This is a genomic window from Bradyrhizobium sp. NAS80.1, assembly GCF_001908205.1.
GTDB lineage: Bacteria > Pseudomonadota > Alphaproteobacteria > Rhizobiales > Xanthobacteraceae > Bradyrhizobium.
Genome location: NZ_LGHL01000159.1, coordinates 1 through 26,091 on the forward strand (window position 1 = coordinate 1; position 26,091 = coordinate 26,091).

At 65.7% G+C, this 26,091-nt stretch carries 18 protein-coding genes and 3 pseudogenes; 11 read left to right on the forward strand and 10 right to left on the reverse strand.

Annotated elements, in window-relative coordinates:
* Positions 1-506: beta-1-3, beta-1-6-glucan biosynthesis protein (locus AC629_RS31920; protein ID WP_084808798.1), on the reverse strand; the 506-nt coding region annotated here is incomplete at its 3' end.
* A gap of 327 nt (positions 507-833) precedes the next feature.
* Between AC629_RS31920 and AC629_RS31925 the strand changes: the two genes are divergently transcribed.
* Positions 834-2,393 carry a glycoside hydrolase family 17 protein gene (locus tag AC629_RS31925; protein WP_084808799.1) on the forward strand — a complete coding sequence of 520 codons (1,560 nt, stop codon included), beginning with the start codon at positions 834-836 and terminating at the stop codon, positions 2,391-2,393.
* Here the strand turns inward: AC629_RS31925 and AC629_RS31930 are convergent.
* A complete protein-coding gene (locus AC629_RS31930) occupies positions 2,353-2,697 on the reverse strand; it encodes a hypothetical protein (protein ID WP_084808800.1) in 345 nt (114 codons plus the stop codon). The two genes, AC629_RS31925 and AC629_RS31930, sit on opposite strands and share 41 nt — an antisense overlap.
* A gap of 179 nt (positions 2,698-2,876) precedes the next feature.
* Positions 2,877-4,224, reverse strand: a pseudogene (locus AC629_RS31935) (hypothetical protein).
* A gap of 170 nt (positions 4,225-4,394) precedes the next feature.
* On the opposite strand from AC629_RS31935, the gene glmU reads away from it, so the two are divergent.
* The gene (glmU, locus tag AC629_RS31940; protein WP_084808801.1) at positions 4,395-5,750 is read left to right on the forward strand and encodes a bifunctional UDP-N-acetylglucosamine diphosphorylase/glucosamine-1-phosphate N-acetyltransferase GlmU; all 1,356 of its coding nucleotides are present in this window, start codon (positions 4,395-4,397) and stop codon (positions 5,748-5,750) included.
* Positions 5,751-5,769: 19 nt separating this feature from the next.
* On the opposite strand, the gene AC629_RS31945 is transcribed toward glmU, so the two are convergent.
* Positions 5,770-5,988: a hypothetical protein gene (locus AC629_RS31945; RefSeq protein WP_084808802.1), complete on the reverse strand. Its 219-nt coding sequence runs from the start codon at positions 5,986-5,988 to the stop codon at positions 5,770-5,772.
* A gap of 220 nt (positions 5,989-6,208) precedes the next feature.
* On the opposite strand from AC629_RS31945, the gene glmS reads away from it, so the two are divergent.
* The 3 genes from glmS (at position 6,209) to AC629_RS31960 (ending at position 9,877) form a co-directional block, all read left to right on the forward strand.
* Positions 6,209-8,035, forward strand: a complete 1,827-nt coding sequence (glmS, locus tag AC629_RS31950; RefSeq protein WP_084808803.1) for a glutamine--fructose-6-phosphate transaminase (isomerizing) — start codon at positions 6,209-6,211, stop codon at positions 8,033-8,035.
* Between the two features lie 106 nt (positions 8,036-8,141).
* Entirely contained in the window at positions 8,142-8,912 is a 771-nt protein-coding gene (locus tag AC629_RS31955) for a DUF502 domain-containing protein (RefSeq protein WP_084808804.1), read from the forward strand.
* Positions 8,913-9,019: 107 nt separating this feature from the next.
* A complete protein-coding gene (locus AC629_RS31960; RefSeq protein ID WP_084808814.1) occupies positions 9,020-9,877 on the forward strand; it encodes an NAD(P)-dependent oxidoreductase in 858 nt (285 codons plus the stop codon).
* A gap of 26 nt (positions 9,878-9,903) precedes the next feature.
* Here the strand turns inward: AC629_RS31960 and AC629_RS31965 are convergent, their stop codons facing one another.
* Complete coding sequence (locus AC629_RS31965) at positions 9,904-10,425, reverse strand: P-loop NTPase family protein (RefSeq protein WP_084808805.1); 522 nt, start codon at positions 10,423-10,425, stop codon at positions 9,904-9,906.
* Between the two features lie 171 nt (positions 10,426-10,596).
* Between AC629_RS31965 and AC629_RS31970 the strand changes: the two genes are divergently transcribed.
* The 3 genes from AC629_RS31970 (at position 10,597) to panE (ending at position 12,973) form a co-directional block, all read left to right on the forward strand.
* Positions 10,597-10,986, forward strand: coding sequence for a nuclear transport factor 2 family protein (locus tag AC629_RS31970; protein WP_084808806.1), 390 nt, complete (start codon positions 10,597-10,599; stop codon positions 10,984-10,986).
* A 110-nt stretch (positions 10,987-11,096) separates the two neighbouring features.
* On the forward strand, positions 11,097-11,942 hold the full coding sequence (locus AC629_RS31975) for a helix-turn-helix domain-containing protein (protein WP_084808815.1): 846 nt from the start codon (positions 11,097-11,099) through the stop codon (positions 11,940-11,942).
* Positions 11,943-12,043: 101 nt separating this feature from the next.
* Positions 12,044-12,973, forward strand: coding sequence for a 2-dehydropantoate 2-reductase (gene panE / locus AC629_RS31980; protein ID WP_084808807.1), 930 nt, complete (start codon positions 12,044-12,046; stop codon positions 12,971-12,973).
* On the opposite strand, the gene recG is transcribed toward panE, so the two are convergent.
* Entirely contained in the window at positions 12,970-15,078 is a 2,109-nt protein-coding gene (gene recG / locus AC629_RS31985) for an ATP-dependent DNA helicase RecG (protein WP_084808808.1), read from the reverse strand. The two genes, panE and recG, sit on opposite strands and share 4 nt — an antisense overlap.
* 185 nt (positions 15,079-15,263) lie before the next feature.
* Between recG and AC629_RS31990 the strand changes: the two genes are divergently transcribed.
* Both AC629_RS31990 and mfd read left to right on the forward strand, forming a co-directional pair.
* Complete coding sequence (locus AC629_RS31990; RefSeq protein ID WP_084808809.1) at positions 15,264-15,554, forward strand: FAD assembly factor SdhE; 291 nt, start codon at positions 15,264-15,266, stop codon at positions 15,552-15,554.
* The gene (mfd, locus tag AC629_RS31995) at positions 15,551-19,069 is read left to right on the forward strand and encodes a transcription-repair coupling factor (protein WP_084808810.1); all 3,519 of its coding nucleotides are present in this window, start codon (positions 15,551-15,553) and stop codon (positions 19,067-19,069) included. Before AC629_RS31990 ends, mfd begins: the two co-directional genes overlap by 4 nt.
* Before the next feature lie 171 nt (positions 19,070-19,240).
* On the opposite strand, the gene AC629_RS32000 is transcribed toward mfd, so the two are convergent.
* From AC629_RS32000 to AC629_RS32015, 4 genes and pseudogenes are all read right to left on the reverse strand, one after another.
* Positions 19,241-20,833, reverse strand: a complete 1,593-nt coding sequence (locus tag AC629_RS32000; RefSeq protein WP_084808811.1) for a GMC family oxidoreductase — start codon at positions 20,831-20,833, stop codon at positions 19,241-19,243.
* A 127-nt stretch (positions 20,834-20,960) separates the two neighbouring features.
* The gene (locus AC629_RS32005) at positions 20,961-22,190 is read right to left on the reverse strand and encodes a hypothetical protein (RefSeq protein ID WP_084808812.1); all 1,230 of its coding nucleotides are present in this window, start codon (positions 22,188-22,190) and stop codon (positions 20,961-20,963) included.
* A gap of 84 nt (positions 22,191-22,274) precedes the next feature.
* Positions 22,275-23,778 (reverse strand): annotated as a pseudogene (locus tag AC629_RS32010) (AMP-binding protein).
* A 4-nt stretch (positions 23,779-23,782) separates the two neighbouring features.
* Complete coding sequence (locus AC629_RS32015; RefSeq protein ID WP_084808813.1) at positions 23,783-25,630, reverse strand: extracellular solute-binding protein; 1,848 nt, start codon at positions 25,628-25,630, stop codon at positions 23,783-23,785.
* Positions 25,631-25,902: 272 nt separating this feature from the next.
* On the opposite strand from AC629_RS32015, the pseudogene AC629_RS49130 reads away from it, so the two are divergent.
* Positions 25,903-26,091: pseudogene (locus tag AC629_RS49130) on the forward strand (invasion associated locus B family protein); the annotation flags it as partial.

The following is a 26,091-nucleotide window of genomic DNA, read 5'->3' on the forward strand; positions in this document are numbered from 1 at the left end:
GAGGCCGCGGCCGCCGCCTGCTGCGGCTGGGCCGCCGGGTTGATCCAGCAAGCGTGTACCCGGCTGTCCAAGGTCTCGGCGACCTTGGGATCGATCTGGCCGCCGAAGCGGGTCAGGCAGCGGAAGGCGGCCTGGATATGGCCGCCGGGGCAGCCGAAACGGTCGTAGAGGTCGAGATGGCGGAACGCGGTATCGAGGTCATCCCGCCACATCAGGCGCACCACGCGCCGGCCGAGCCAGACGCATTCGGGGTTGCCGGCCGGGCCGTTGATGACCTGGGCGGCTTCGGCGAACTCGTCGGTGCGGCGCTGGTTCTGGGCGGCGGCGTCCTTGGCCGCGGCATCGGCGGGCTGGGCGGCGGCCGCCTTGCCCTGGTCAGGAGCGGGAGTGCCGCTCTGGGCGGATGCATGACCGATACTGGCCAGGACGACCAGGGAAGAGACGGCCAAGGTGGCGGCGAACTGCCGCACGACCGCATTTCGAAACTCGAGCACCCGTTGCCGCATGAATTCCCCAACTTCTCCGCTGACCGCCCGCGTCAGGATCCCGCGGACGCGCCGGTGATGGCGTCCAAATGGGTCTCCAATGCGGCGGAAAATTCCCGCCGAATCCCATGACCTGTATTTCGAATTTTGTCCAGCAAAGTCACGATCCTAGGTCTCTGTCGAACGGCCGCAGGTAAATTCCTTGGGAGGGGGGGGACCCGTTCGGAGCCACCCCCTTGGCAGACGGCGTGTGAGCAGGTAATCGACGGCCCTTCGCGGAGGACGGAACCGATTTCTCTTCGTACGCCACTGGCGCTTCTGCTCGTCTCACTGGGTGCGATTGCCGCCGTGTGGTGGTGGCTTGCCACGCCAATCACGCTCGCGCGCGCTCCGATCGATCCGGTCGACAAGGTCCAATGCGTCTCTTATGCGCCGTTCCGCGGCGAACAGTCGCCGTTGAACGCATGGACCCATATCGAGGCTGAGCAGATCGAGCAGGACCTGCGCCAGCTCAAGGAGATCACCGACTGCGTCCGCACCTATTCGATGGAGAACGGACTCGACCAGGTGCCGGCGATCGCCGCCAAGGTCGGCGGGCTGAAGGTGCTCCAGGGCATCTGGCTCTCCAGCAATCGTACCAAGAATTTTGAGCAGGCCGCGCTCGCGGTACGTCTCACCAAGGAATTCCCCGACATCATCACCGCGGTCATCGTCGGCAACGAGGTGCTGCTGCGCGGCGAGATGACGACGGCGGACCTCGTCTCCATCATCCGCTCGGTTAAGGCGCAGGTCAGCGTGCCCGTCACCTATGCCGACGTCTGGGAGTTCTGGCTGAGGAACCGCGAGGTCTATGACGCCGTCGACTTCGTCACCATCCACATCCTGCCCTATTGGGAGGATTTCCCAGTGCGCGCGAAATTCGCCGCCGCCCACGTCGAGGCGATCCGCGAGCGCATGGCGGTCGCGTTTCCGGGCAAGGAAATCCTGATCGGCGAAACCGGCTGGCCGAGCGAAGGGCGCATGCGCGAGGGCGCGCTGCCGTCGCGCACCAACCAGGCGCGCGTGGTCTCGGAAATCCTGGGCCTCGCCAAGGCGCAAAAATTCCGCGTCAACCTGATCGAGGCCTACGACCAGCCGTGGAAGCGCAGGCTGGAAGGCACCGTCGGCGGTTATTGGGGCCTGTTCGACTCCGTGCGGCGGCAGCTCAAATATCCGCCGGGCGAGCCGATCAGCAATTTCCCGTACTGGAAATGGTACATGGGCGCGGGCATGGGCCTCAGCGTGCTGGTGTTCGCGGTCGCGCTGATCACGCTGCGCCGGCGGCCATGGACGCCGCGCTTCTCGGCCTGGCTCGGTGTCGCCATCTCGGCAACGACGGCTGGCATCCTGCTCGGGGTCGGTGCCGACAAGATGTACTACGAGAGCTACGGCATCGGCGGCTGGCTGCACTGGGGCGCGCTGCTGCTCGCCGGCATCCTGTCGCCGATCTTCTGCGCGCAGGCGATGGTGATCGGCCGCAGCCTTCCAAGCTTCCTCGATCTGCTCGGTCCGCGCGAGGGCCGGAAATGGTCAAAACTCACTGCCGTGCTTGGTCTCACGCTGGCGGTGACCGCAGTGATAGCGGCGCAGACCGCGCTCGCCTTCGTGTTCGATCCGCGCTACCACGACTTCCCCTACGCCTCGTTGACGATGGCGGTGGTGCCGTTCGCACTGCTGATGCTGAACCGGCCGCAGATCGGCCAGCGTCCGATCGCGGAAGCCGTGTTCGCTGGCGCGCTCGCGCTGTCGGCGATCTACGTGCTCTTCAACGAGGGCCGCGACAACTGGCAGTCACTGTGGACCTGCTCGATTTATCTCTTGTTCGCGCTCACGCTGTGGCGGGCGCGGGCCGAGCAAATCCAAGAATGAGCAGGCCGATCGCCAGGCCCGACAGCACCACATTGTAGAGCACGATACCGAGGCCGGCGGCGATGATGCCGACGGTCAGCAGCACGATCGACGGCCGCATCAGGTTCAGCGTCGCCGCCACCAGTGCCACGATGCCGAACACCGAATTCTTGAACAGAACGGTCGACACCGAACGCGCCTTGCAGATCAGCGTCTGAAGGCCGGCGTCGCAGGCGAGCCCGACCGTCGAGAGCTCGATGCCGAGATAGCGCAGATAGAGCGCATAGCCGACGGACGCGAAGCCGACGACGATCAGGAACTGCACCTGGTAGGGCGTGAGGCGGAAGGGCTTTTTTTGTCATGGGGGCAATATGGTCGGGATGGTGGAAGGGGGCAACAGGGGAGGTCGAGGTTTCCTTGCGAATTCGGGCGAGAAGGCGACGGTGGGTCTAGCGGCCAACGTCCTGAACTCGACGCAAGGGAGCCGGCTGCGGCCGGAGCGTCTTACCGCCTGAAGAACGACGACAGCGTCGATCCCGTAGATACCGTCTCTGGCTTGGCCGGCGCTGGCGGCTGCGCCGCAGGTGGGGGCGTGGGCTCCTCGCGCTTTGATGTGCGCTTGGATGAGGAGCTGCGGCGGTGCTTGTCCGGCTTGGCGCTGGGCCCAGGCGCCGGGGCGGACTCGGCTTGCGGCACCGAGTCCTGGCTCTTCTCCAAGTCCTTGTCCTGGTTCTTTTCTTGGTTTTTGTCTTGGGCTCTGTCCTGAAGCTTTTCCTGCGTCTTTTCCGGGCCGGCGCGCAGCGACAGGCGCTGGCCGTCGAACACGGTGGTCTCGCAGTGGCGGCTGCTTTCGCCGAGGCCGGCGCAGAGTTTTGCGGCGGCTGCGGCATTGAGCAGCGGACCCGCAGCTAAGCGGAGGTGCATGAGGCCGGCGTTGCCCTCCTTGATCATGATGATCGGCCGCAGCGCGGCGATCTCCGGATTGGACTTGGTCAGGCCACGCCAAAGCGCGCGCAGTCCGTCGATCGAGTTGGCGCCGCCGAGGTCGATCGCAAAGCGCGTCTGCTGAACCGCGATCGCGGGAGCCTCGCTGTCGGCGACGTCCGGCGGCTTGGCGGATGCGGCGGCGACCTCGATCACAGCGGGCGCCGGCTCGGCTTTCTTCTCGGCAGCCTTCTCGGTTGTCTCGGGCTGAATCAGTTTCGGCGCGGCGGGATCGGGGGGGCGCCATGATCGACTTGGAGGGGACCAGCGGAAGGATCGGCAGTGCTGAAGTGGTCGCTGGCGACTGCTGTACGAGCGAGGCGGCGGCTGCGGTTTGCGGCGGCGGGCTGGCGTGATCCTTGGCGGCGTCCTTGGATGAGTCCTTCGCAGCCTCTGTGCGCGGCGGAGCCGGCGTCGAGGCGACCGGCGCGACGCTGGGCGCTGGGTCCTGCGGCTTTGCGGCCTGCGGAGGCGTGGCGGTCTGCCTGGCGACGGCGCCGGTGACGGAATCGAGCCCTTGCTCCAGCACGGTGACGCGCGAATAGAGCCGGTCGCGATCGGTGTTCAGGGTCTCGATGGCGGAAGCGAGCCGCCGGGCCTCGTTCTGGCTCTCCTTCGTCAGCATCTGAAGTCGGTCGGCCTGGCGCGACAGATCGGCCGAGGCCACCTGGTCGCGGCGCCAGCCGAGCTGGGCCTGGTTGGCCATCACGGCCATCACGACGGCGCCGACGGCGGCCACGCCCCACGAGCCCAGCCGCCACATCATGCGGCGGTCGGACGCGTTTTCCTCGGCCAAAAGTCCGGAGAACAGCCCGCCGGTCTCCTTGGCGCCGAAGGCATCCGCCAGTGGGTCGGAATCCTTTGCCATGAACGTTTAGTGCCCAGCCCCCTGGACGCTTCCCCGAATCAATCAGGGAACATTAACAGGAAAAGCGGGCCGCACTTGAATTCCGGGCGTTTGCGGGGGTAGCAATGCGGCAAGCTCACGAGGGCGGCCTGCCGCCTGCCGCGCAATCGATTCGGCCGTACAGGATATTGATGACCGCCCGCTCAAGCCTCACGATCGTGCTCGCCGCCGGCGAAGGCACGCGCATGCGATCGAGCCTGCCGAAAGTGCTGCATCCCGTCGCAAGCCAGACGCTGCTCGCCCACGTGCTTGCGGCCGCGCCGAAGGGCGCCAGCACCTCGCTCGCCGTCGTGATCGGCCCTGACCATCAGGCGGTCGCGGATGAGGCCAGGCGCATCCGCCCCGACGCGCTGACCTTCGTGCAGACGGAACGGCTCGGCACCGCGCATGCGGTGCTGGCGGCGCGCGAAGCGATCGCGCGCCGCGCGGACGATCTCCTGATCGCATTCGGCGACACGCCGCTGATTTCGGCCGAGACCTTTGCGCGGCTGCGCGCGCCGCTCGCCAAGGGCGCCGCGATCGCCGCGCTCGGTTTTCGCGCTGCCGATCCCACCGGCTATGGCCGCTTCATCGTCGAGGGTGAGCGCCTGGTCGCAATCCGCGAGCAGGCCGACGCCAGCGAGGCGGAGCGCAAGATCGATCTGTGCAACGCCGGCGTGATGGCAATCGACGGGCGCCGCGCGCTCGAAATCCTCGGGCAAATCGGTAATGCCAATTCCAAGGGCGAATATTATCTGACGGACGCGGTCGGCATCGTCCGCGAAAAGGGATGGGAGGCCGTGGTGATCGAGACCAGCGAGGACGAGGTGCGCGGCATCAACACCAAGGCGCAGCTCGCGGAGGCCGAAGCAGTGATGCAGGCGCGCTTGCGCAAGGCGGCGATGGAAGCCGGCGTCACGCTAATTGCGCCGGAGACCGTCTATCTCGCGGCCGACACCGTGTTCGGCAGGGATGTCACCATCGAGCCGTTCGTCGTGATCGGACCGGGCGTGTCGATCGCCGACGGCGCCGTGATCCATTCCTTTTCGCACATCGTGCAGACCACGCTCGGCAAGAACGTCTCGATCGGTCCCTATGCGCGGCTGCGTCCCGGCACCTCGCTCGGCGACGGCGCGCGCATCGGCAATTTCGTCGAGACCAAGGCTGCGACGCTGGAGGCCGGCGTCAAGGTCAACCATCTCTCCTACATCGGCGATGCCACCGTCGGCGCCAATTCCAACATCGGCGCCGGCACCATCACCTGCAACTACGACGGCTTCAAGAAGCACAAGACGGTGATCGGGCAGGGCGCCTTCGTCGGCACCAACTCCTCGCTGGTCGCGCCGTTGAAGATCGGCGCGGGCGCCTATATCGGCTCGGGTTCGGTGATCACGCGCGACGTGCCCGACGACGCGATGGCGCTGGAGCGCAACCAGCAGACCATCCGCGAGGGCGGCGCCACGCGCTATCGCGAGATGAAGACGGGCGGCAAGAAACCGGAGAAGTAGCCGGAGAAGTGCACCGGCGCTATTCGTCGTCGGAGAATTCCGAGAAGATCGCGCGTGTCAGACGCCAGCCGCGCGGCGTGGCGCGTTTCGCCGGCTCGCCGGCCTGGTGCTTCACGAAGACAGGCTTGCTTTCCTTGCCGCGCTGGGGCGGCGGCCAATGCGCAAGGCGCGTGCCCGTGGTCTCGCTGGCGCGCACAGACATCGATGACAGACCTTTGCGGTCGGACGAGCTCTTCATGGCCTTACACTCCTGAACGGGAATGGTTGGTCAAACCGGTTGACAACAAGTTAACTCGCGCGGTTTATGGCCGGCCAATTCGACGCAGGCGAAGCCTGGTGCGAACTGGTGCTGTCTCAATCAGCAATAATTATTGAGTACCTGGTTCCTTGGGAACTTCGCTAAAAACCGAGCGTGTCGTTTAGGCGATTTTTCGACGATTTGGGGGAGAGTGGTCCGCATGTGCGGGATTGTCGGCATTCTCGGGCGCCAACCGGTTGCAGAGCAATTGGTGGATTCGCTCAAACGTCTTGAATATCGCGGCTACGATTCCGCGGGCGTCGCCACGCTCGAAGGCAACCATATCGAGCGCCGCCGTGCCGAGGGCAAGCTGAAGAATTTGGAGAGCCGGCTGCGCGACAAGCCGCTCGGTGGCACGACCGGCATCGGCCACACCCGCTGGGCCACCCACGGCAAGCCGACCGAGAACAACGCCCATCCGCATGCGACCGAGCGCGTTGCTGTGGTCCACAATGGCATCATTGAGAATTTCCGCGAGCTGCGCGAGGAGCTCGAGGCGAAGGGCACGGTGTTCGGCACCGAGACCGACACCGAGATCGTGCTGCATCTCGTCGACGACCTGCTGACGCGCGGCAACAAGCCTGTCGAGGCGGTCAAGCTGACGCTGGCGCGCTTACGCGGCGCCTTCGCGCTCGGCTTCATCTTCGCCGGCGAGGATGACCTGATGATCGGCGCCCGCAACGGTCCGCCGCTCGCGATCGGCCATGGCGACGGCGAGATGTATCTCGGCTCCGACGCCATCGCGCTCGGGCCGTTCACCGACACGATCAGCTATCTTGAGGATGGCGACTGGGTCGTGCTGACCCACAAGAGCGCTGCGATCTTCGACAAGGACGGCCACGCCGTCCACCGCGACAAGATCAAGCACGCGGCCTCGACCTCGCTGGTCGACAAGGCCAACTACCGCCACTTCATGGCCAAGGAAATCCACGAGCAGCCCGAGGTGGTCGGCCACACGCTGGCGCGCTATGTCGACATGGCGACCGAACGTGTCTTGCTGCCGGTGAAGCTGCCGTTCGACTTCAAGGATATAAGGCGGATCAACATCACGGCGTGCGGCACCGCGAGCTATGCCGGCTTCGTCGCAAAATACTGGTTCGAGCGTTTTGCGCGCGTGCCGGTCGAGGTCGATGTCGCCTCCGAATTCCGCTACCGCGAGGCGCCCCTGCGCAAGGGTGATCTTGCGATCTTCATCTCGCAGTCGGGCGAGACCGCCGACACGCTGGCCGCGCTGCGCTATGCCAAGGCCGAGGGCGTGCACACGATTGCCGTCGTCAACGTGCCGACCTCCACGATCGCGCGCGAGAGCGAGACCGTGCTCCAGACGTTGGCTGGCCCCGAGATCGGCGTCGCCTCGACCAAGGCCTTCACCTGCCAGCTCATGGTGCTGGCAAATCTCGCGATTGCGGCCGGCAAGGCCTGCGGTGAATTGTCCGATGAGGACGAGACCAAGCTGGTTCATGGCCTCGTCGAGGTCCCGCGTTTGATGTCGGATGCCCTCACCAACGAGCTGCAGATCGAGCGCCTGGCGCGCGAGATCGCGAAGTCGCGCGACGTGCTCTATCTCGGCCGCGGCACCAGCTTCCCGCTTGCGCTCGAGGGCGCGCTGAAGCTGAAGGAGATTTCCTACATCCACGCCGAGGGCTACGCCGCCGGCGAGCTCAAGCACGGGCCGATCGCGCTGATCGACGAGACCATGCCGGTCGTCGTCATCGCGCCCTACGACCGCGTGTTCGAAAAGACCGTCTCGAACATGCAGGAGGTCGCCGCCCGCGGCGGCAACATCATCCTGATGACGGACGCCAAGGGCGCGGAGCAGGCCACGGTCGATTCGCTCGTCACCATCGTGATGCCTGACATGGCGGCGGCCTTCACGCCGATGGTCTATGCCGTCCCCGTGCAGTTGCTCGCCTACCACACGGCTGTCGTGATGGGCACCGACGTCGACCAGCCGCGTAATCTCGCGAAATCCGTGACCGTGGAATAAGCAGAAGGGATCAGGCCCAAAGGGATTAAGTCGCCCGCCGCTTCGTGGTCTTCCAAAACCTGCTAGAAGGCCCTAGCTTGATTTGAGCGACCGACCTGGAACCCGAATGACCACCCGCGACGACGCGCCTGCGCCCCTTGATCCCGCGCCGGAACCGCATACCGGCCTGATGGGCCGCTTCCGCAATTATTTCCTGACCGGCCTCGTCGTGACAGGGCCGATCGCGATCACCCTTTATCTGGTCTGGTGGTTCGTCACCTGGGTCGATGGCGTGGTGCGGCCGTTCGTGCCGCTGGCCTATCGGCCTGAAACCTACTTGCCGTACGGCGTTCCCGGCTGGGGACTGATTGTCGCATTTTTCTCGCTGACGCTGGTCGGCTTCCTCGCCGCCAACCTGATCGGCCGGACGCTGGTCGACGTCGGCGAGACCTTCCTCGGCCGGATCCCGGCCGTTCGCGCCATCTACCGCGGCCTGAAGCAGGTGTTCGAGACGCTCTTTTCGGGCAAGGGCTCGAGCTTCCGGAAAGTCGGTCTGGTCGAGTTTCCCTCGCCGGGCATGTGGTCGATCGTGCTGATTTCGCAGTCCCCGAGCGAGGACATCGCCCGCAGCCTGCCGGCGCAGGAGGAGCACGTCTCGGTGTTCCTGCCGTGCTCGCCGAACCCGACCACTGGCTTCTTCTTCTACGTGCCCAAAAGCAAGATCATCGAGGTCGACCTCAGCGCCGAGGACGCCGCGACGCTGATCATGTCGGCCGGCGTGGTGCAGCCGGGCTCGGCGCTCGACCCGAAGAAGGCCGCGGCACTCGCGGGCATGGCCAATGCCGCGCGCATCGCCAATGCCTCCTCGCTCAAGCCCGAGCCTGCGAAGGTGGAGTAGGGCCATTCCCGCGCGGGATGGCCGTGTTCACGCGGGCGTTCGCATCTTCTGCTATCATTCCGGTCGCAGGCCTGGCGCGGCGCGCCGACGTCGAACTGGAGTGCACAATGTCCAAGACCATTGCGATTCTTGCGCCCGGCGCCATGGGAAGCGCCGTGGCTCGCCGTCTCAGCGAGAACGGCGCGCGCGTGCTGACGTCGTTGAAGGGGCGGAGCGAAGCGACGCTGAAGCGTGCCGCCGATGCCGGCATGATCGGCGCCGAGGACGGCACGATCGCGGAGGCTGACATCATCCTCTCGATCGTGCCGCCGGGCGAGGCCGTTGCACTTGCGGAACGCCTGGCGGCGCTGATTGCCAGGCGCGAGAAGAAGCCGGTCGTCGTTGATTGCAACGCCGTCAATGTCGACACGGTGATGCGGATCGCGGAGATCATCGGCTCGGCGCGGGCGCCTTTCGTCGATGCCGGCATCATCGGCTTCCCGCCGCAGCCCGGCGGCAAGAGCCCGGCCTTCTACATGTCGGGGGAGCACGCCAAGGATGTCGCGGTGCTCAAAGATCTCGGCCTCGACGTGCGCATCGTCGAGGGGCCCGTAGGCGCGGCTTCCGCGCTAAAGATGTCCTACGCCGGTATCGTCAAAGGCCTCGCGGGCATCGGCTCGGCCATGGTGATCGCGGCAACGAAGTCGGGCGCGGCCGATGCGCTGCGCGACGAGCTCGCGCTGAGCCAGCCGGCGATCCTGACGCGGCTCGAGGTCGCTCTGCCGGACATGATCCCGAAGGCCTATCGCTGGGTCGCGGAGATGAGAGAGATTTCAGGTTTCCTCGGCCCCGATCATCCCGCCAGACAGATCTACGAGGGTTTTGCGCGCTGGTTCGAGCATCTCGCTGCCGACGCGAAAGGCGAGGCGGTGGACGCGGAGCTGCTGAAGGCGTTTGCGCAAAAAAGCGCGCAAAAGAAGTCCTAGTCGTTCGCCTCACGTCACGGCACGGATCACTCGCCGTGCACCGAAACGGAATCGAGAAAACCCTGGATGTCCCGGTCGCGCCTCAAGCGGACGATCGGGACGTCTGCGCCATACTGCACACGCTCGGCCTCGATGACAGGCGCGCGCTCTGTGTCGTAGCGCCAAGCTTCCCGCATCAATTTCCAGTCGAGTTGTTCAGGACAACCCTCAGGTAGATCTGGCCGGGCCTTGTCGCGATCGAAAGCTGAGCGCCAGAGAATGCGCCATTGGCAGAGCCAGCGCGGGCGGTCGATGACGACCAAAGTATCGGCGCGCGCAAGCGTGATGTCGAAGGCCAGCCCCGAGAAGCTGCCGTCGACGACCCACGCGTCGCCCGCGACTGCCTCGGCGACGCGCGCCCGAAAACTCGGCTTGTCGGATGGCGTCCAGCCTGGCTGCCAGTAGAGCACGTCGAGATGCACCACCGGTAGCCCGAGCTTTCGCCCGAGATTCCGGGACAGGCGCGTCTTTCCACTTCCCTGGGAACCAACGACGATGATCCGGCGCATTGCCAGAGGGTTTCATAAAGTCGGCCTCGGGGAAAGTATGCGCCTTCGGGCCAGCTTTATTACCTGGCATGTAATTGAGCCAATTGGCAGCCCGACTGCTCTCCGATCACCCACCCGGCGGGAAGCGTTCAATCAAGGTTCCTGTCGAGGTCACTGAACGAGGAGATAAATATGCAAGTCGTGTTTACGAAGAAGGCGCCGCCGCAATGGCTTCTCGATATGTGGAAGGAGATCGACAAGAAGACCTTCGGACAAGGTTTCGACTGTTTTGCAGAGGATGCCGTCTGCAATCTGGGCGTGGCTGACTGGAGGGGGCGCGAGGAGATCCGCGCCAATTTGAAGGCCTTCATCGATACCGGATTCACCGCGTTGCATCACATCACCGAATATTGGGATGCGGGCTCCCTGAAGGTGTTTCACGGTGTCGTGGACATGACACCCGACGATCCCTCGATGAAGACCGTGCACCCGACGATGACGCACTTCTTCTACATGGACGAGAAGGACGCTACCAAGGTGCGGCATTGGGTCGGCGCCGTGGGGCCGGTCGCCTTCGGCTGATCGCCTGGAATTGCCTGGATCTGGGCCGCGATCGGCGACGAGGCGTCGGGCGGACCGACGCATCGCCGCTGATGCGCGTTGACGAACTCGACAAGAAGGATCGTTCGACGATGAAAGCGACGGCCAGCGAAATTAATACAGCCGCCCGTTCCGCGGGCCCGCTCCTGCGCCAATGGCGGGACATTCGCGGCAAGACACAACTCGACCTGTCCTTCGATGCCGGGGTCTCGCAGAAGCATATCAGCTTTGTCGAGAGCGGTCGCAGCGTCCCGAGCCGCCAGATGCTGCTCGATCTTGCTCAAGCCCTCGATGTCCCCCTGCGCGAGAGAAATGAGCTGTTGCTGGCCGCGGGCTATGCGCCGTCATATTCCGATCCCGCTCTCGATACGCCCGCCATGACGAGCATCAACCGCGCCCTACAACGCATGCTGCGTCAGCACGAGCCGTTCCCGGCCATGGTCATGGACCGGTACTGGAACGTGCTGACGACCAACGAGGCTGCGCCACAGCTGTTCAACTGCTTCATCGACATGTCCGCACGACCGATGCCGCGGAATCTGCTGCATCTCATGTTCGACCCGGAAGGCATGCGCCCCTTCATCGTGAACTGGCCGCAGACGGCCCGCGGTCTGCTTGCACGGGTTTATCGCGAAGCCGTCGCGCACGTCGTCGATGCGAAGACGAAGGCGCTGCTGGAGGAGTTGTCGCAATACCCCGGCGTGAAGCCGGAATGGCGCGCGCCGTCGTCGGCCGACGCGATGCCGATGATCCCGCTCACCTTCGTCAAGGACGGCGTGACGCTGGACTATTTCTCCATGATCACGACGGTTGGAACGCCGCAGACGGTGACTGCCGAAGAGCTGCGGCTCGAGTGCATGTTTCCCGCCAGCGAGCAGACCGAAGCCGAGCATGGCAAGTTCATGCGCGCTCATTCCAGAGCCCGATCGGCGCATTGAGGAACATTCCGCGCACGATGCATGCCGGGGCTGGAGCGAAATTTGCTTGCCCTGGCGAGAGGGCAATGGCTGAATACTCGACGCGTCACATGGGAGTTCGAATGAGAGTGCTCGTCATCGGCGCCGGAGCGCTTGGAGGCTATTACGGAGCATGCTTGGTCCGGGCCGGCGGCGACGTGACCTTTCTGGTACGGCCCGGGCGGGCGGAGCAATTGCGGCGGGATGGATTGAGGGTCGTGAGCCCGCACGGCGACTTTGCCGTGCAGCCGAAAATCGTCCTGTCAAACGATCTCAAGGAATCGTTCGACATCGTGCTCGTCGGCGTGAAGTCCTATTCGCTCGTCGATGCTATGAGCCAGTTTTCGCCGGCCGTCGGCTCCAACACGATGATTTTGCCCATCCTGAACGGGTTGAGGCACATCGATGTCCTGATTGAGCGGTTCGGCGCAGCGCAGGTCCTGGGCGGATTGGCGAACATCAGCGCCGGGCTCGATGCGGAAGGTCGAGTGGTTCAGTTCTGGCCCAATCAAATGATCGTCTTCGGCGAGATTAACGGCTCGTCTCGTGAGCGCACGCTGGCGCTCCAGTCACTGCTCCAAGGCGCCAATATCGACGCACGCGCCAGCGAGACCATCATGCATGACATGTGGGAGAAATTCGTCCAGCTCAGCACGCTCGCCGGCGTCACCTGCCTGATGCGAGCAAGCATCGGAGACATCCTGATTGTCCCAAACGGCAAGGAGGCGATCTTTCGCCTGTTCGGGGAATGTTGCGCCGTTGCGACGGCTTCCGGTTTCGAACCACGAGCGCCGTTCATCGAGTTTGACCGGAATCTCTTCACGACCCCGAATTCACCGCTCAAGGCCTCGATGCTGCGGGATATCGAACGTGGTTCGATCACCGAGGCGGAACATATCCTGGGCGATATGGCCAATCGTGCCCGTGCGCTGGGCATCGATACGCCGCTGCTGGATCTCGCCCGCGCGCATGTGGCGGCCTACGAAGTTGGGCGACAAAGAGCGGCGGGCTAACCCGCACCAATGAGCGGGATCGCCTCGTCCCGCTCGTAGAGATACAGCAGGCACTTTAGCGCCTCGCTGCGCTCACCCTTCAGCTTCGGATCATCCTTCAGGATGCGCAGCGCTTCGTCGCGCGCCTGGGTGATGAGCTGGCTGTGGACTCCCGAGCGCGCGATGCGGTAGCCCGGCAGGCCGCTCTGGCGCACGCCGAGCACGTCGCCTTCGCCGCGCAGCTTCAGATCCTCCTCGGCGATACGAAAGCCGTCGGTGGTCTCGCGGATCACCTTAAGCCGTGCCTTCGACATTTCGCCGAGCGGCTCCGAGTAGAGCAGGAGACATGTCGAGGCTTCCGAGCCGCGGCCGATGCGGCCGCGCAACTGGTGTAGCTGCGCGAGGCCGAAGCGCTCGGCGTTCTCGATCACCATGATGGTGGCGGCGGGCACGTCGACGCCGACCTCGACCACGGTGGTCGCAACCAAAAGACCGATCTCATGCGCGGCGAACTGGCCCATCACGCGGTCCTTCTCGGCGCCCTTCATCTGGCCATGGACGAGGCCGACGCGCTCGCCGAACCGCTTCTGCAGGCTCTCGAAACGCTTGGTCGCATTGGTGAGGTGCTCGGTGCCTTCCGCCTCTGATTCCTCGACCAGCGGGCAGATCCAGTAGACCAGCTTGCCGGATAGTAGCGCACGGCCGACGCCGTCCATGACCTCCTCGATCCGGCTCATCGGCACCGCGCGGGTGTCGATCGGCTGGCGGCCGGCCGGCTTCTCGCGCAGCTCGGAGATGTCCATGTCGCCGAAATAGGTCAGCACCAGCGTACGCGGGATCGGCGTTGCACTCAGCACCAGCACGTCGACGGCTTCGCCCTTCGAAGTCAGCGCGAGGCGCTCGCGCACGCCAAAGCGGTGCTGCTCGTCGACAATGGCGAGCGCGAGATCCCTGAAGATCACGTCGTCCTGGATCAGCGCATGCGTGCCGACGAGCAGGTCTATCTCGCCCTCGGCGAGACCCGTGATGATCTCGCGCCGCTCCTTGCCCTTTTCCCGGCCGGTGAGGATGGCGACCCGCATGCCTGCGCGCTCCGCGAGCGGCGCGATGGTCTTGATGTGCTGGCGCGCCAAAATTTCGGTCGGCGCCATCAGCGCGGCCTGCTTGCCTACTTCGGCAACGGCCGCGGCCGCAAGGAGCGCCACCACGGTCTTGCCGGAGCCGACGTCGCCCTGGAGCAGGCGGAGCATGCGAACGGGCTGTTGCAGGTCGCCGGCGATGGCGGCAGCCGCGCTGCGCTGCGAAGGTGTCAGCGCGTAGGGCAGGGCATCGATGATCTTGTTGCGCAGATGTCCGTCGCCGGCGTTGCGCACGCCGGCCGGGCGGCGCAGTTGCGCGCGGATCAGTGCGAGCGCAAGCTGGCCGGCCAGGAGCTCATCGAAGGCAAGGCGCGACCAGAACGGCTGGTCGGGCAAGATGTCCGTGAGTTCGACCGGCTGGTGCACGCGGGTGAGAGCTTCGGCAATCGACGGGAAATTGCAGCGGCGCATCACCTCCGGACTGATCCACTCGGGCAGGGCGGGCAGCTTCTGCAGCGCCTGCGCGATCGCGCGGCGGAGCGAGCCGAGCGCAAGGCCTTGTGTCAGCGGATAGACGGGGTCGATGCCCGAGAGCTTTGAAATCGCCTCCTCGTCCAGCACGCGGTCGGGATGCACGATCTGCGGGATGCCGTCATACATCTGCAGCGTGCCGGAGACATAGCGCTTCTCGCCCATCGGCAGCAGCTTTTCAACATAGCCGGGCTTGGCGCGGAAGAAGGTCAGCACGACGTCGCCGGTATCGTCGCTGGCATAGACCAGATACGGCGCGCGTGAGTTGCGCGGCGGAGGCGGGCGGTGGCGGTCGATGGTCACCTCCAGCGTCACCATCGTCCCCTGGATAGCGTCGCGGATCTTCGGCCGGGCGCGGCGGTCGATGACCTGGCTTGGCAGGTGCAGCAGGAGGTCGACCAGCCGCGGCGTCTCATCGCGGCTGAGCAGGTACTGCAGCAGCTTATCCTGTTTCGGACCGACGCCGGGCAGGCTGGTCACGGGAGCAAACAGCGGATTGAGCAGGCTGGGGCGCATCGGGCGAATCTAGGATCGATTTGGCTCCTCTTGCCCGGCTTTATGCCGGGCATCCACGGCTTTTTTTCGTGTCCGCACGCGGGCATCGGGCCATGACAAATCGAGGGCTGACACAGCCGGTTCGAGTGGCTATATCACCCCGGCCCGGCACGTCCGGGCTTTTGGCGTTTGACTGGATTTGAGACATGACGGGAACGACACGATCGAGTGACGGGCTGGATGATCGCCGCAAGCGGCTTCTGTTCCGCTGCTGGCACCGCGGGACGCGCGAGATGGACCTGATCCTCGGCCGCTTCGCGGATGCCGAGATCGGCAATTTGTCCGACGCCGAGCTTGGCGAGCTTGAGCACCTGCTCGAGGTCAACGATCCCGATCTCTATGCCGCCATCACTGGCGACAAGCTGCTGCCAGCTGATGTCACCGGCGCGCTGTTTGCCCGCATCACGGCGTTTCCGATCGCGGACCGCGACGCATGAAGCAGGGGATGAAATCTCCGGCCGAGTTGCTCGCGCCCGGCCGTGCGCTGACGCTCGCCAATGTCGCCGAAGGTGCCGAAGGCCTCGTCGTCTCCGATCTGGCCCGCGCCATCGCGGCGCGGCCGAAGAAGCCGGCCGTGAGCCTTGCGATCGTCTGCCGCGATGGGCCGCGCATGCAGCAGCTCGAACGCGCACTGCAGTTCTTCGCGCCCGATCTGCCGGTGCTGACCTTCCCGGCCTGGGACTGCCAGCCCTATGACCGCGTCTCGCCGCATGGCGGCATCCTGGCGCAGCGCCTGACCACGCTGGCGCGGCTGGCTTCGCTGACCGGCAACGACAAGCCGCTGATCGTGCTGACCACGGTGAACGCAGTCGTGCAGCGCGTGCCCGCGCGCGAGCTCGTCGCCGCGCAGGCGCTGTCGGTCGCGCCCGGCAACGTCGTGCCGATGGACACCATCGTCGCCTGGCTCGAGCACAATGGCTACAACCGCTCCTCGACCGTGCGCGAGCCCGGCGAATATGCCGTGCGCGGTGGCATCTTGGATCTGTTTCCGGCCGGCCTCGAACAGCCGGTTCGTTTCGACTTCTTCGGCGACAGTCTGGAGTCGATCCGCACCTTCGATGCCGAGACGCAGCGCACGCTGCTCGACATGCGCTCGCTCGACCTTGTGCCGATCTCCGAGTTCCAGCTCGTTACCGACACGATTCGCCGCTTCCGCATGGGCTATGTCGCCGAGTTCGGCGCGCCCGAGCGCGACGATGCGCTGTACGAGGCTGTCAGCGAAGGCCGCCGCCATCCCGGCATGGAGCACTGGCTGCCGCTGTTCCAGGACCGGATGGATACGCTGTTCGACTATCTGCAAGGCGCAGCCGTCGCGATCGAGCCGCAGGCGGAGGACGCCGTCCGCGAACGCTTCAAGCAGATCCAAGATTATTACGAGGCGCGCCGCGATGCGATGGAGCATCCGGGTGGAGGCGCTATCTACAAGCCGCTGCCGCCTGACCGGCTCTATTTGACTGAAGAGGAGTGGGGCAAGCGCCTGGGTGATATTCCGCTGGCGCGGCTGACGCCGTTTTCCGTGCCGACCGATGGCACGAGCGTCGTCGATGCTGGCGCACGCAAGGGCCGTGATTTCGCGCCGGAGCGCAACGACACCACGGTCAACGTGTTCGAGTCCGTCGTCGCGCATGTCATGGCCTTGCAGGCCCAGCGCAAAAAGGTCGTGATCGCGCTCTGGACCGAAGGCTCGCGCGACCGCATGACCTCGATGCTGCGCGACCACAAGCTGACCCACACCACCAGCGTCAATAGCTGGCGGACGGTGCAGGCCACCCCGCGCAACGAGACAATGCTCGCCGTGCTCGGCCTGGAGAGCGGTTTCGAGACCGACGAGATCGCGCTGATCAGCGAGCAGGATATTTTGGGCGACCGCCTGGTGCGGCCGCGCAAGGCCGCCCGCAAACTCGACAACTTCATCTCGGAGGTCACGAGCCTTGCCGCCGGCGACATCGTCGTCCACGTCGATCACGGTATCGGCCGTTTCATCGGCCTGCAGACCCTCGACGTCGCCGGCGCGCCGCATGATTGTCTCGAACTGCACTATGTCGCCGAGACCAAGCTGTTCCTGCCGGTCGAAAACATCGAGCTTTTGTCACGCTATGGCTCCGACCAGACCACGGTCGAGCTGGATCGTCTCGGCGGCTCGGGCTGGCAGACCCGAAAAGCAAAACTGAAGAACCGCATCCGCGAGATCGCGGGCGAATTGATCAAGATCGCCGCGGAACGCCAGCTCCACGAGGCGCCGAAGCTACCGGTGCAGCAAGGCGTCTACGACGAGTTCTGCGCGCGCTTCCCCTATGACGAGACCGAGGACCAGCTTGGCGCGATCGAATCCACGCTGAAGGATCTCGAAAAGGGCCGTCCGATGGACCGGCTGATCTGCGGCGACGTCGGCTTTGGCAAAACCGAGGTTGCGCTCCGCGCGGCCTTCGCCGTTGCGCTTGATGGCAAGCAGGTCGCGGTCGTGGTGCCGACCACGCTGCTGGCCCGCCAACACTACAGGACCTTCACCGAGCGCTTCAAAGGCTTCCCGGTGAACGTGGCGCAGGCCTCGCGCCTGATCCCGACCAAGCAGCTCAATCAGGTCAAGAAGGGGCTGGCCGACGGCTCCGTCGATATCGTCGTCGGGACCCACGCGCTGCTCGGCAAGGCCATCAAATTCCGCGACCTCGGCCTGCTCATCGTCGATGAGGAGCAACATTTCGGTGTCAGCCACAAGGAGCGGCTGAAGGCGCTCCGTGCCGAGGTGCATGTGCTGACGCTGTCGGCGACGCCGATCCCGCGCACGCTGCAGCTCGCGCTCACCGGCGTGCGCGAGCTGTCGATCATCGCCTCGCCCCCGGTCGACCGGCTCGCAGTGCGCACCTTCGTTGCCCCGCACGATCCGCTGATGATCCGCGAGGCGCTGCTGCGCGAACGTTATCGTGGCGGCCAGGCGTTCTATGTGGTGCCACGCATCGACGATCTTGCCGAGGTCAAGGATTTCCTCGACAAGAACGTGCCGGAGATGAAGGTCGCGGTCGCACACGGGCAGATGCCGCCCGCCGTGATCGAGGACATCATGACCGCGTTCTACGACGGCAAGTTCGACATCCTGCTGTCGACCACCATCGTGGAATCCGGCCTCGACATTCCCAACGCCAACACGCTGATCGTGCACCGCGCCGACATGTTCGGTCTCGCCCAGCTCTATCAGCTCCGCGGCCGCGTCGGCCGCTCCAAGCTGCGCGCCTATGCACTGTTCACGCTGCCGGCGCAGCAGAAGATCACGGCGCAGGCCGAGCGCCGCCTCACCGTGCTGCAATCGCTGGAGACGCTGGGCGCGGGCTTCCAGCTCGCCTCGCACGACCTCGACATCCGCGGCGCCGGCAATCTCCTCGGCGAGGAGCAGTCCGGCCACATCAAGGAGGTCGGCTTCGAGCTCTACCAGTCCATGCTGGAAGAGGCGATCGTCAACCTCAAGGCTGGCGTGTCCGAGCCCGCCGCCGATCGCTGGTCGCCGCAGATTACCATCGGCATGCCCGTCCTCATTCCGGAAGACTATGTCGGCGATCTCTCGGTGCGGCTGTCGCTGTACCGGCGGCTCGCCGATCTCGACACCGAGGAGGAGATCGAGAACTTTGGCGCCGAGATGCGCGACCGCTTCGGCGTACTGCCGGACGAGGTGCGCTACCTGTTCAAGGTCGCCGCGATCAAGGCGTTCTGCCGCAGGGCCAATGTCGAGAAGATCGATGCCGGTCCGAAGGGCGCCGTCATCGCCTTCCGCGACAATTCGTTCGCACATCCCGATCGCCTGGTGTCGTTCATCCGCAGCCACGGCCAGGCCGCGAAGGTACGGCCCGACATGAAGGTGGTGTTCCTGCAGGACTGGGAGACGCCCGAAGAGCGTCTCGCCGGCACCACGGAGATCCTGCGCCAGCTGGCGCAACTCGCGCAGAGCAAGAAGGCGGCGTAGGGCCGTCTCTCGTGTCCCGGACGCGCATCAGCGTGTAACGCTGCTGCGCAGAGCCGGGACCCAGAAATTTTAGACGATCGTGATGGGCCCCGGCTCAGCAGCGCACCCGTCGAACTGGACGATGCTTCGCATCGCCAGGGGCGCGCTGCGCTGCGCCCGGGGCACGAGAGTTCAGGACGTCGCCACAGCGGCGTTTTCGGCCGGCGTCGCGGCTTCGGTCTTCCGCAACATCATGCGTGCGATCGCCTCGCCAATGACCACCGTGGTGAAGTGGGTGTTGGCACGGCAGTCGGCGGGCATGATCGAGGCGTCCGCGACGCGCAAGCCTGCGATGCCCTTCACGGTGCCATCAGGATTGACCACGCCGTTGGCGTCGTTGAAGCCCGTCATGCGGCACGAGCCGGCGGCGTGCTGGATGTCGCCGGTGTCACGGCGCAGCACGGCTTCGAGCTCATGGGTCGGCAGGGCCGCCGCCTGCGGCAGCGTCAATTTAGTGTCGGTGAGGCGGATCCAGTCGGCGATGCCTGCCAGCGCCGGCTGTGTGGTGAGAACGGCGAGCCGTTTCACCGCGTCGATCATGCGTTCCATGTCGCGGGGATCGGCCAGCATGTTCTCCTCGACGATGGGATCGACGGAGGCGTCGGGCGAGGCGAGTCTTAGCGTGCCGCGTGAAAAGGCGTTGTAGAGGCCGGCGCCGATCGCGCCGGGATTGCCGATGCCGCGGTGATTGAAGCAGATCAGGATCATGTCGCGCTTGCCGCCATTGCCGAGGCCCGACGAGTAGGTGACGCAGCAATTGGTGTGGCGGGTGTCGCGATCGGTCGGGCGGAATTCATCGCGAAGCTGGATCGTCGCGCGGAACAGCGGATGGTCGAAATAGTGCTTGCCGACCGGCAAATCGCGCTCGACCGCGATGCCCATCGCCTTCAATTCATCGGCAGGTCCAATGCCAGAGCGCATGAGGATGGCGGGGCTGTGGATCGCGCCGGCGCAGAGCACGATCTCGCGCGCGCTGATTTCCTGCGTGCCCTGTCCCTCGATATGGACGATCACGCCGGTCGCCCGGCCGTTCTCGATCACGAGGCGGTCGACCAGAGCGAAGCCGCGGATCTCCAGATTGGCGCGGCCGCGCGCCGGCTCCAGATAGGCCTCGTTGGTCGAGATCCGGCGCAGGTTGCGGCTGTTGATGGGATAGCAGGCGACGCCTTCGCCATCGGGGCCGTTGACGTCGTCGCACCACGGATATCCCGCAGCGAGCGCGGCATCGCGAAGACCGCGATCGACCGGTCCCCATGTCTCCGGCGACGCACGATAGACCGGCAGCGGTCCGCCCTTGCCATGGCCCGTCCTGTCACCGAATGCGAGGTCGTCCTCGATCACCGAGAACAGCGGCATCACGTCCCTGGCGGACCAGCCGGTGCAGCCCATCGCGGCCCATTCGTCGAACGCGTCGGCGACGCCGCGGATCGCGATCTGGCCGTTCATCATCGAGGAGCCGCCGAGACCCTTGCCGCGCCAATAGAAGCGCTGCTCCTGGCCAGCGACGCGGCGCGCATGCAGGTTCGGCCACTGCCACTTCTCCTGGAATTCGCGCTGGTGGATGATCGGGATCGGGTTCGCCGTGGTGACTTCCCAGGGCGCGTCGGCCGCGCGCCAGTCGAGGCCTGCCTCCAGCAGCAGCACGCGCTTGGATGGGACTTCCGAAAGCCTTGCGGCAATTGCGGCACCGGCGGAACCGCCGCCGACGACGATGACATCATACATGGGTGTGCTTCTGGATTTGCTTCTCGATGATCCCGGCGGATCATCAAAGCACGGACGGATGCGGCCGAGCTAGAGCCGAATGTCGGGGCTCACTTGTCGTAGATGCGTGGTTGCTACAGGAGCGTCGTTACGACGCCGCGCGGGATGCGTCGGCGGAGAGCCGCGCCAGCAACGACCTTGCTGTGTCCGACGGAGACAGCGAGTCGACGCTGACGACGGGATCGCTGCGCATCTCGTGCTTGCCGTTCGAGGTGTGCCGTATCACAGCCGACAAGCGGCGGGCGATCATGTGAGCGGTGCGGAAGTCGGTTTCCGCGAACACGACGATGACCGAGCCGTCCTTCTGGACCGCGCCAAAATCCATCTGCCGCATCAGGCGGCTCAGGATCCGCGCGGCATCCAGCTGGGCGCGCGAATTGCCCAGACCGAAAGCGAAGCGTGCCACGGAGAGGCCGCCGCCGCGGGCGAGCGTCTGCTCGACCGCCTTGGAGAAATCACGGGCGAAGGCTTCCAGCGTGAGCAGGCCGCTGCGCGGATCGAGCCAGCCGCCGGCATCGATCGAGCGCAGCGCGCGGCTCAGTTGCGCTTCCATCGCGCGCTGTCGGATCAGGGGCAGCGCATTGGCGGCGACCTTCGCCGGCTCGCCCGGGATGAGCTCGAGGTTCGGCAGGTCGTAGCTCTGCGTGAGCTGGTGCGCGGTGACGACAACCGGCAGGCTGCGGAAGCGGGTGTCCTCGGCGAGCACCGTGAGGAAGGCATCGGTGACGCGCGCGGTAAAACCTTCGGCAAGCACGACGCCGTCGAGGTCGCGGGTGTTGAGATGTTTTGCCGCGGCCTCGATCGAGAGCGCGCCGATGACGCCGGCGCGTTCGCCGAGCGCGACGGAGAGCGCAGGATAGGCCGCGCCGCGGCCGATCAGAAGCACCGTGGCATCGCGCGCGGGATCGTCCGCCGGCAGCGAGACCTTTGTCGTGACTTCCGGCAAGCGGCGCAGCACCGTGGCATGGAGCGTGCGGACGCGCAGCGCGGCGCGCAGCCGCGCGACCAGGCGATCGGGATTGCCGCTGCGGGAGGAGAAGGGCAGGGCGTTGTGCGGCAGTGTGCCCGGCGCATCCAGGGCCACGAACGGAAGGTAAGGCGATTGGTCGGCGATCTCTTTGGCGAGCGTCGCCAGATACGGCTCGTGTCCGCCATGCATCGCGGCGAGAACCGCGGCCGGCTGCACCTGCTCGACCGCGCGTGCCGCGGTGGCCCAGTCGGTGTCGACCACGGGAAAAAGTCGGGCCTCGTCCAGCGCCGCAATGAAGGCGGGTCGCTCGGCATTGGACACAAACAGGATCGGGCCCGCCTGGGACATCGCAAACTCTGATCACGCAACAGGTGCTGCGCAATCTAGTTTGGCCGCCTTAATGCAGCGTCAACGGACGTGTTGAAAGTGCGCTCAAACCGGCCCGGAGCGGTCGCGAAAAGCCTCGACCATCAGGGGGTTAAGCCCGAGCTCGCCGAGTGCCTCGCGGGCGCGGGCGTTGTCCTGGGCCCGTCCTGCGAGCCGGTGGCCCGAGAGCCGGTCGGGCAGCGCTGTGAGCAGCGCACCCTGGCCGAGCCGGCGCGCCCATTCCTGGAGATCGTTGGACAGGAAGCGGTAGCCGCCGACGGCCATGATGCCGGAGGGCGGCGCGGTGATGCAGATCGCGCCGCTCTGACGGTCGAGCCGCGCGGCATAGCCGGTGTCGACATAATCGCGCGGGGGCTGCGCCGTCAGCGTCTCGCCGACCGGCTGCGGCGGGGCATAGGCCGCGATCGGCACCATCGCCCCGCGCAGTCCGAGCGTGCCCTTCACCGTCAGCAGGATCTCGCCGGCGATGGAGGAGCCGGGCTGCTCGCGCGGAGCGCCGTGCGGCCCGGGCATCACCGGCACCGGCATGCCGTCCTCGCCGCGGCGGGCGCCGAACAATCCGGCCTCGCCGAACAGATAGACGTCGGTCAGCGGCGCATGCGGTGCGGTCCAGGCATCGCTCGCGGCCACCTGCTCCGGCGCGCGCCAAAGGCCGATGACGTTGCGCAACCTCGGCATCCGCGCTGCCAGTTCGGATGCGCCAAGCCGCAGTGCGAGCTGCGCCGGGGCGATCAGCACGTCGCATTCATGCTCGTTGATCTGCTGCTCCAGCACCTCGTTCTCGAAGGGATGATGCAGTGCCAGCGCGCCGCCGCACAGCAGCCACACCACGAGAGAGGAAGCCAGGCCCGCAAACGACATCGGCGTGAACGCCGCCATCACGGTCGCGCCCTGCTTGATGTCGGCTTCCAGCGACATCGCCAGCCCAGCGGCGATCAGGCTGAAATGCGGCCGCGGCACCGGGCGAAAGCCTTCCGCCGTGACGTCGAAGGAGATCATCGCCGCCTTGCGGCCGTCCTGGATCACGGCACGCGCAGTGCCGGGCGCGCGCGCCAGCACGTCGTCGAGCGAGGCCATGCCCTCGGGCAGGTCGGTGCCGAAGCCGTAGACATGGCGGATCGAGAAGGCTTCCGCTGCGGCATGCATCGCGAGGTCGGAATAGCTGACACCATCGACCTTGCTCATGGTGACGATGGCGCGCGCCGCGGTGCGATTGAGCGCGGCGGTAAGCTCCGCGTGCCGCCACAGCAGCGGCAGTACGGCGACGACGAGGCCCGCACGATGGGCGGCGAGCACGGTCAGCACGAACTCGACCGTGTTGGGCAACTGGATGGCGATGACGGAATTGGCCGGCAGGCCCGATTCGACGAAACACGCCGACAGCGCTTCGATGGCCGTGTCGACCTCGGCATAAGTCATGCGCCGCGGCTGGTGCCCGGTCACGCGGGCCTTGTTGAGGGGATCGAGCAAGGCGGGGGGCGTGCGGCTGCCGCATCAGCGTGCGCTGAAACAGCGTGTCAAGCGTCGGCGATACGGCTGGCTGATTCACGGCGTCACTTCGCTTGCGGCTGTCTCTTCGACCACCAGGTCTCCGGCAGATAGCCGGACAGCGCGGTGGCCTTCGGTCGTTCTATCCGATTCCAGCGCGCGATCCATTGCTCGGATACGTTAAACAGGGGGATTGTGTAGAAGCCGGAAATCAAAGCGCGGTCGAGCGCCCGCACCGCCGAGACGAAGGCCGTATGTTCACGGGCCTCGAGCAGGGCGGCGATCATGGCATCGACCGCCGGATTCCGGGCGCCCATGTAGTTGCGGGTCCCCGGATTGTCGGCGGCGGCGCTGCCCCAGTAGAAATATTGCTCGTTGCCAGGCGACAGCGACTGATCCCAGCGGTTCTGGATCATGTCGAACTCGTAGCCGAGCCGACGCTGGTCAAACTGCACGGGATCGACCGCTCGCACGCGCGGCTCGATGCCGGCGCGCTTGAGGTCGCGCTGGAAGGCGAGCGCGATACGTTCCTGGTCACGGGTCGAGACCAGGATCTCGAAGGTGAAGGGCGCCTTGGTCGTGCGGTTGCGCAGCACAGTGCCGTCGAGATCGTAGCCGGCCTCCGATAACAGCTTCAGCGCGGCGCGCAGCGTGGTGCGGTCGCGCCCCGAGCCGTCGGTCACCGGCAGGCGGTAGCTGCCGTCCATGATGTCGGGCGGAATTTGTGCGGCGAACGGTTTGAGCAGCTCGCGTTCGCGCGCATCGGCGGGGTGGCCATAGGCCGACAGGTCCGAGCCGGCGAAATATCCGGCGACGCGCGAATACAGCCCGAAGAAGTAGTTGCGGTTGACCAGCTCGAAATCGAACAGGAGCGTCAGGGCCTGGCGCACGCGGATATCGGCGAAGATCGGACGGCGTGTGTTGAACACCAGGAATTCCGAGGGCTGCGGTACGCCCGGCTTGATCGTGTCGCGGATCACCTCGCCGTTGCGCACCGCCGGAAAATCGTAGCCGTCGTGCCAGCGCAGCGGCTCGTTCTCGACGCGGAAATCGTAGAGGCCGCGCTTGAAGGCTTCGAACTGGCCGTTTGCCTCGCGAAAATAGTCGAGCCTGATCTCGTCGAAATTGTAGAGGCCGCGATTGATGGCAAGGTCGCGGCCCCAATAGTCGGGATTGCGCGTGAGCGTCACGCTGGCGCCGGGCTTTACCGCTGTGACCCGATACGGCCCGGAGCCGACCGGGCCTGTCAGCGTCGTTTCCTCGAAGGTCGCGACATCGACCGCGTGCATCGGCAGGATCGGCATCAGGCCGAGGATCAGCGGCAGCTCGCGGTCGTTGACGCCCGCCAGGACGAAGCGGACGGTGAGGGGTTCGGGGGCCTCGGCCTTGACGACCTTGGCGTAATATTGCCGGAGATTGGGACGGCCGTGGTCGCGCAGCAGTTGCCAGGAGAACAGCACGTCCTCGGCGAGAACCGGCTTGCCGTCGGAGAAGCGGGCGCGAGGATCGAGGCGGAACGTGACATAGGTCCGCTCGTCGTCAGTCTCGACGGATTTGGCGAGCAGGCCGTAGAGCGTGAACGGCTCGTCATTGCCGCGCGCGAGCAGGCTCTCGACCACGTAGCTCCGCATCTGCTGCACGGCCAATCCCTTCACGATGAGGGGATTGAGGCTGTCGAAGGTGCCTAGGATGCCCCAGGTCAGCCGGCCGCCCTTGGGGGCGTCCGGATTGGCGTAGGGCAGGTGGGTGAAGTCGGCCGGCATCGCCGGCCTGCCGTGCATGGCGATGGCATGGGCCTCCTCGGCCCGTGCGCCGCCTGCAGACAGCCCGCCAGCGAGGGCCAAGGCGAGGACGCTGAGGCGGACGCCAGGGCCCTCAAAAAGGCCTTCAAGAAGGCGCTGGAACATGAACATCGGCACACGTTGATTCGAGGACCGGCGGGCTTGAATCCTATCACAGGGAATTTCACTGAACGCAGGCCAAGGAGCGGTCCAAGGCGCGGTCAAAGACACTTGTCGGCATTGATCTTTTCGTCGGCCACGTTAAGAAGGCGGGCAATCGCGCAAGAGCGTCGAGCCCGTCACTTATCCGCCTCAATTGACGGGGAGAGAGCCGCGCCCAAGGCGGCCAGGTTCGGCGCTTCGGAGCGGTTCGGGCACTTCCCGTTCAGAAAGGGTTTTCCGCAATGAATTTCCGTTACTTGGCCGCGTCCGTCCGGCCGCGCGGGCGACTTCTCGCCCTGTTGACGGCGACGGCATTGGTTGTTCCGGTTGTCGCCGAGGCTCAGACTCCAGCGCCGGCCCCGGGCGCGCCCAAGGTGGCCCCGAAGGCGGCCCCGAAGGCTGCCCCCAAGGCTCCGGCGCCGACGGCTCAG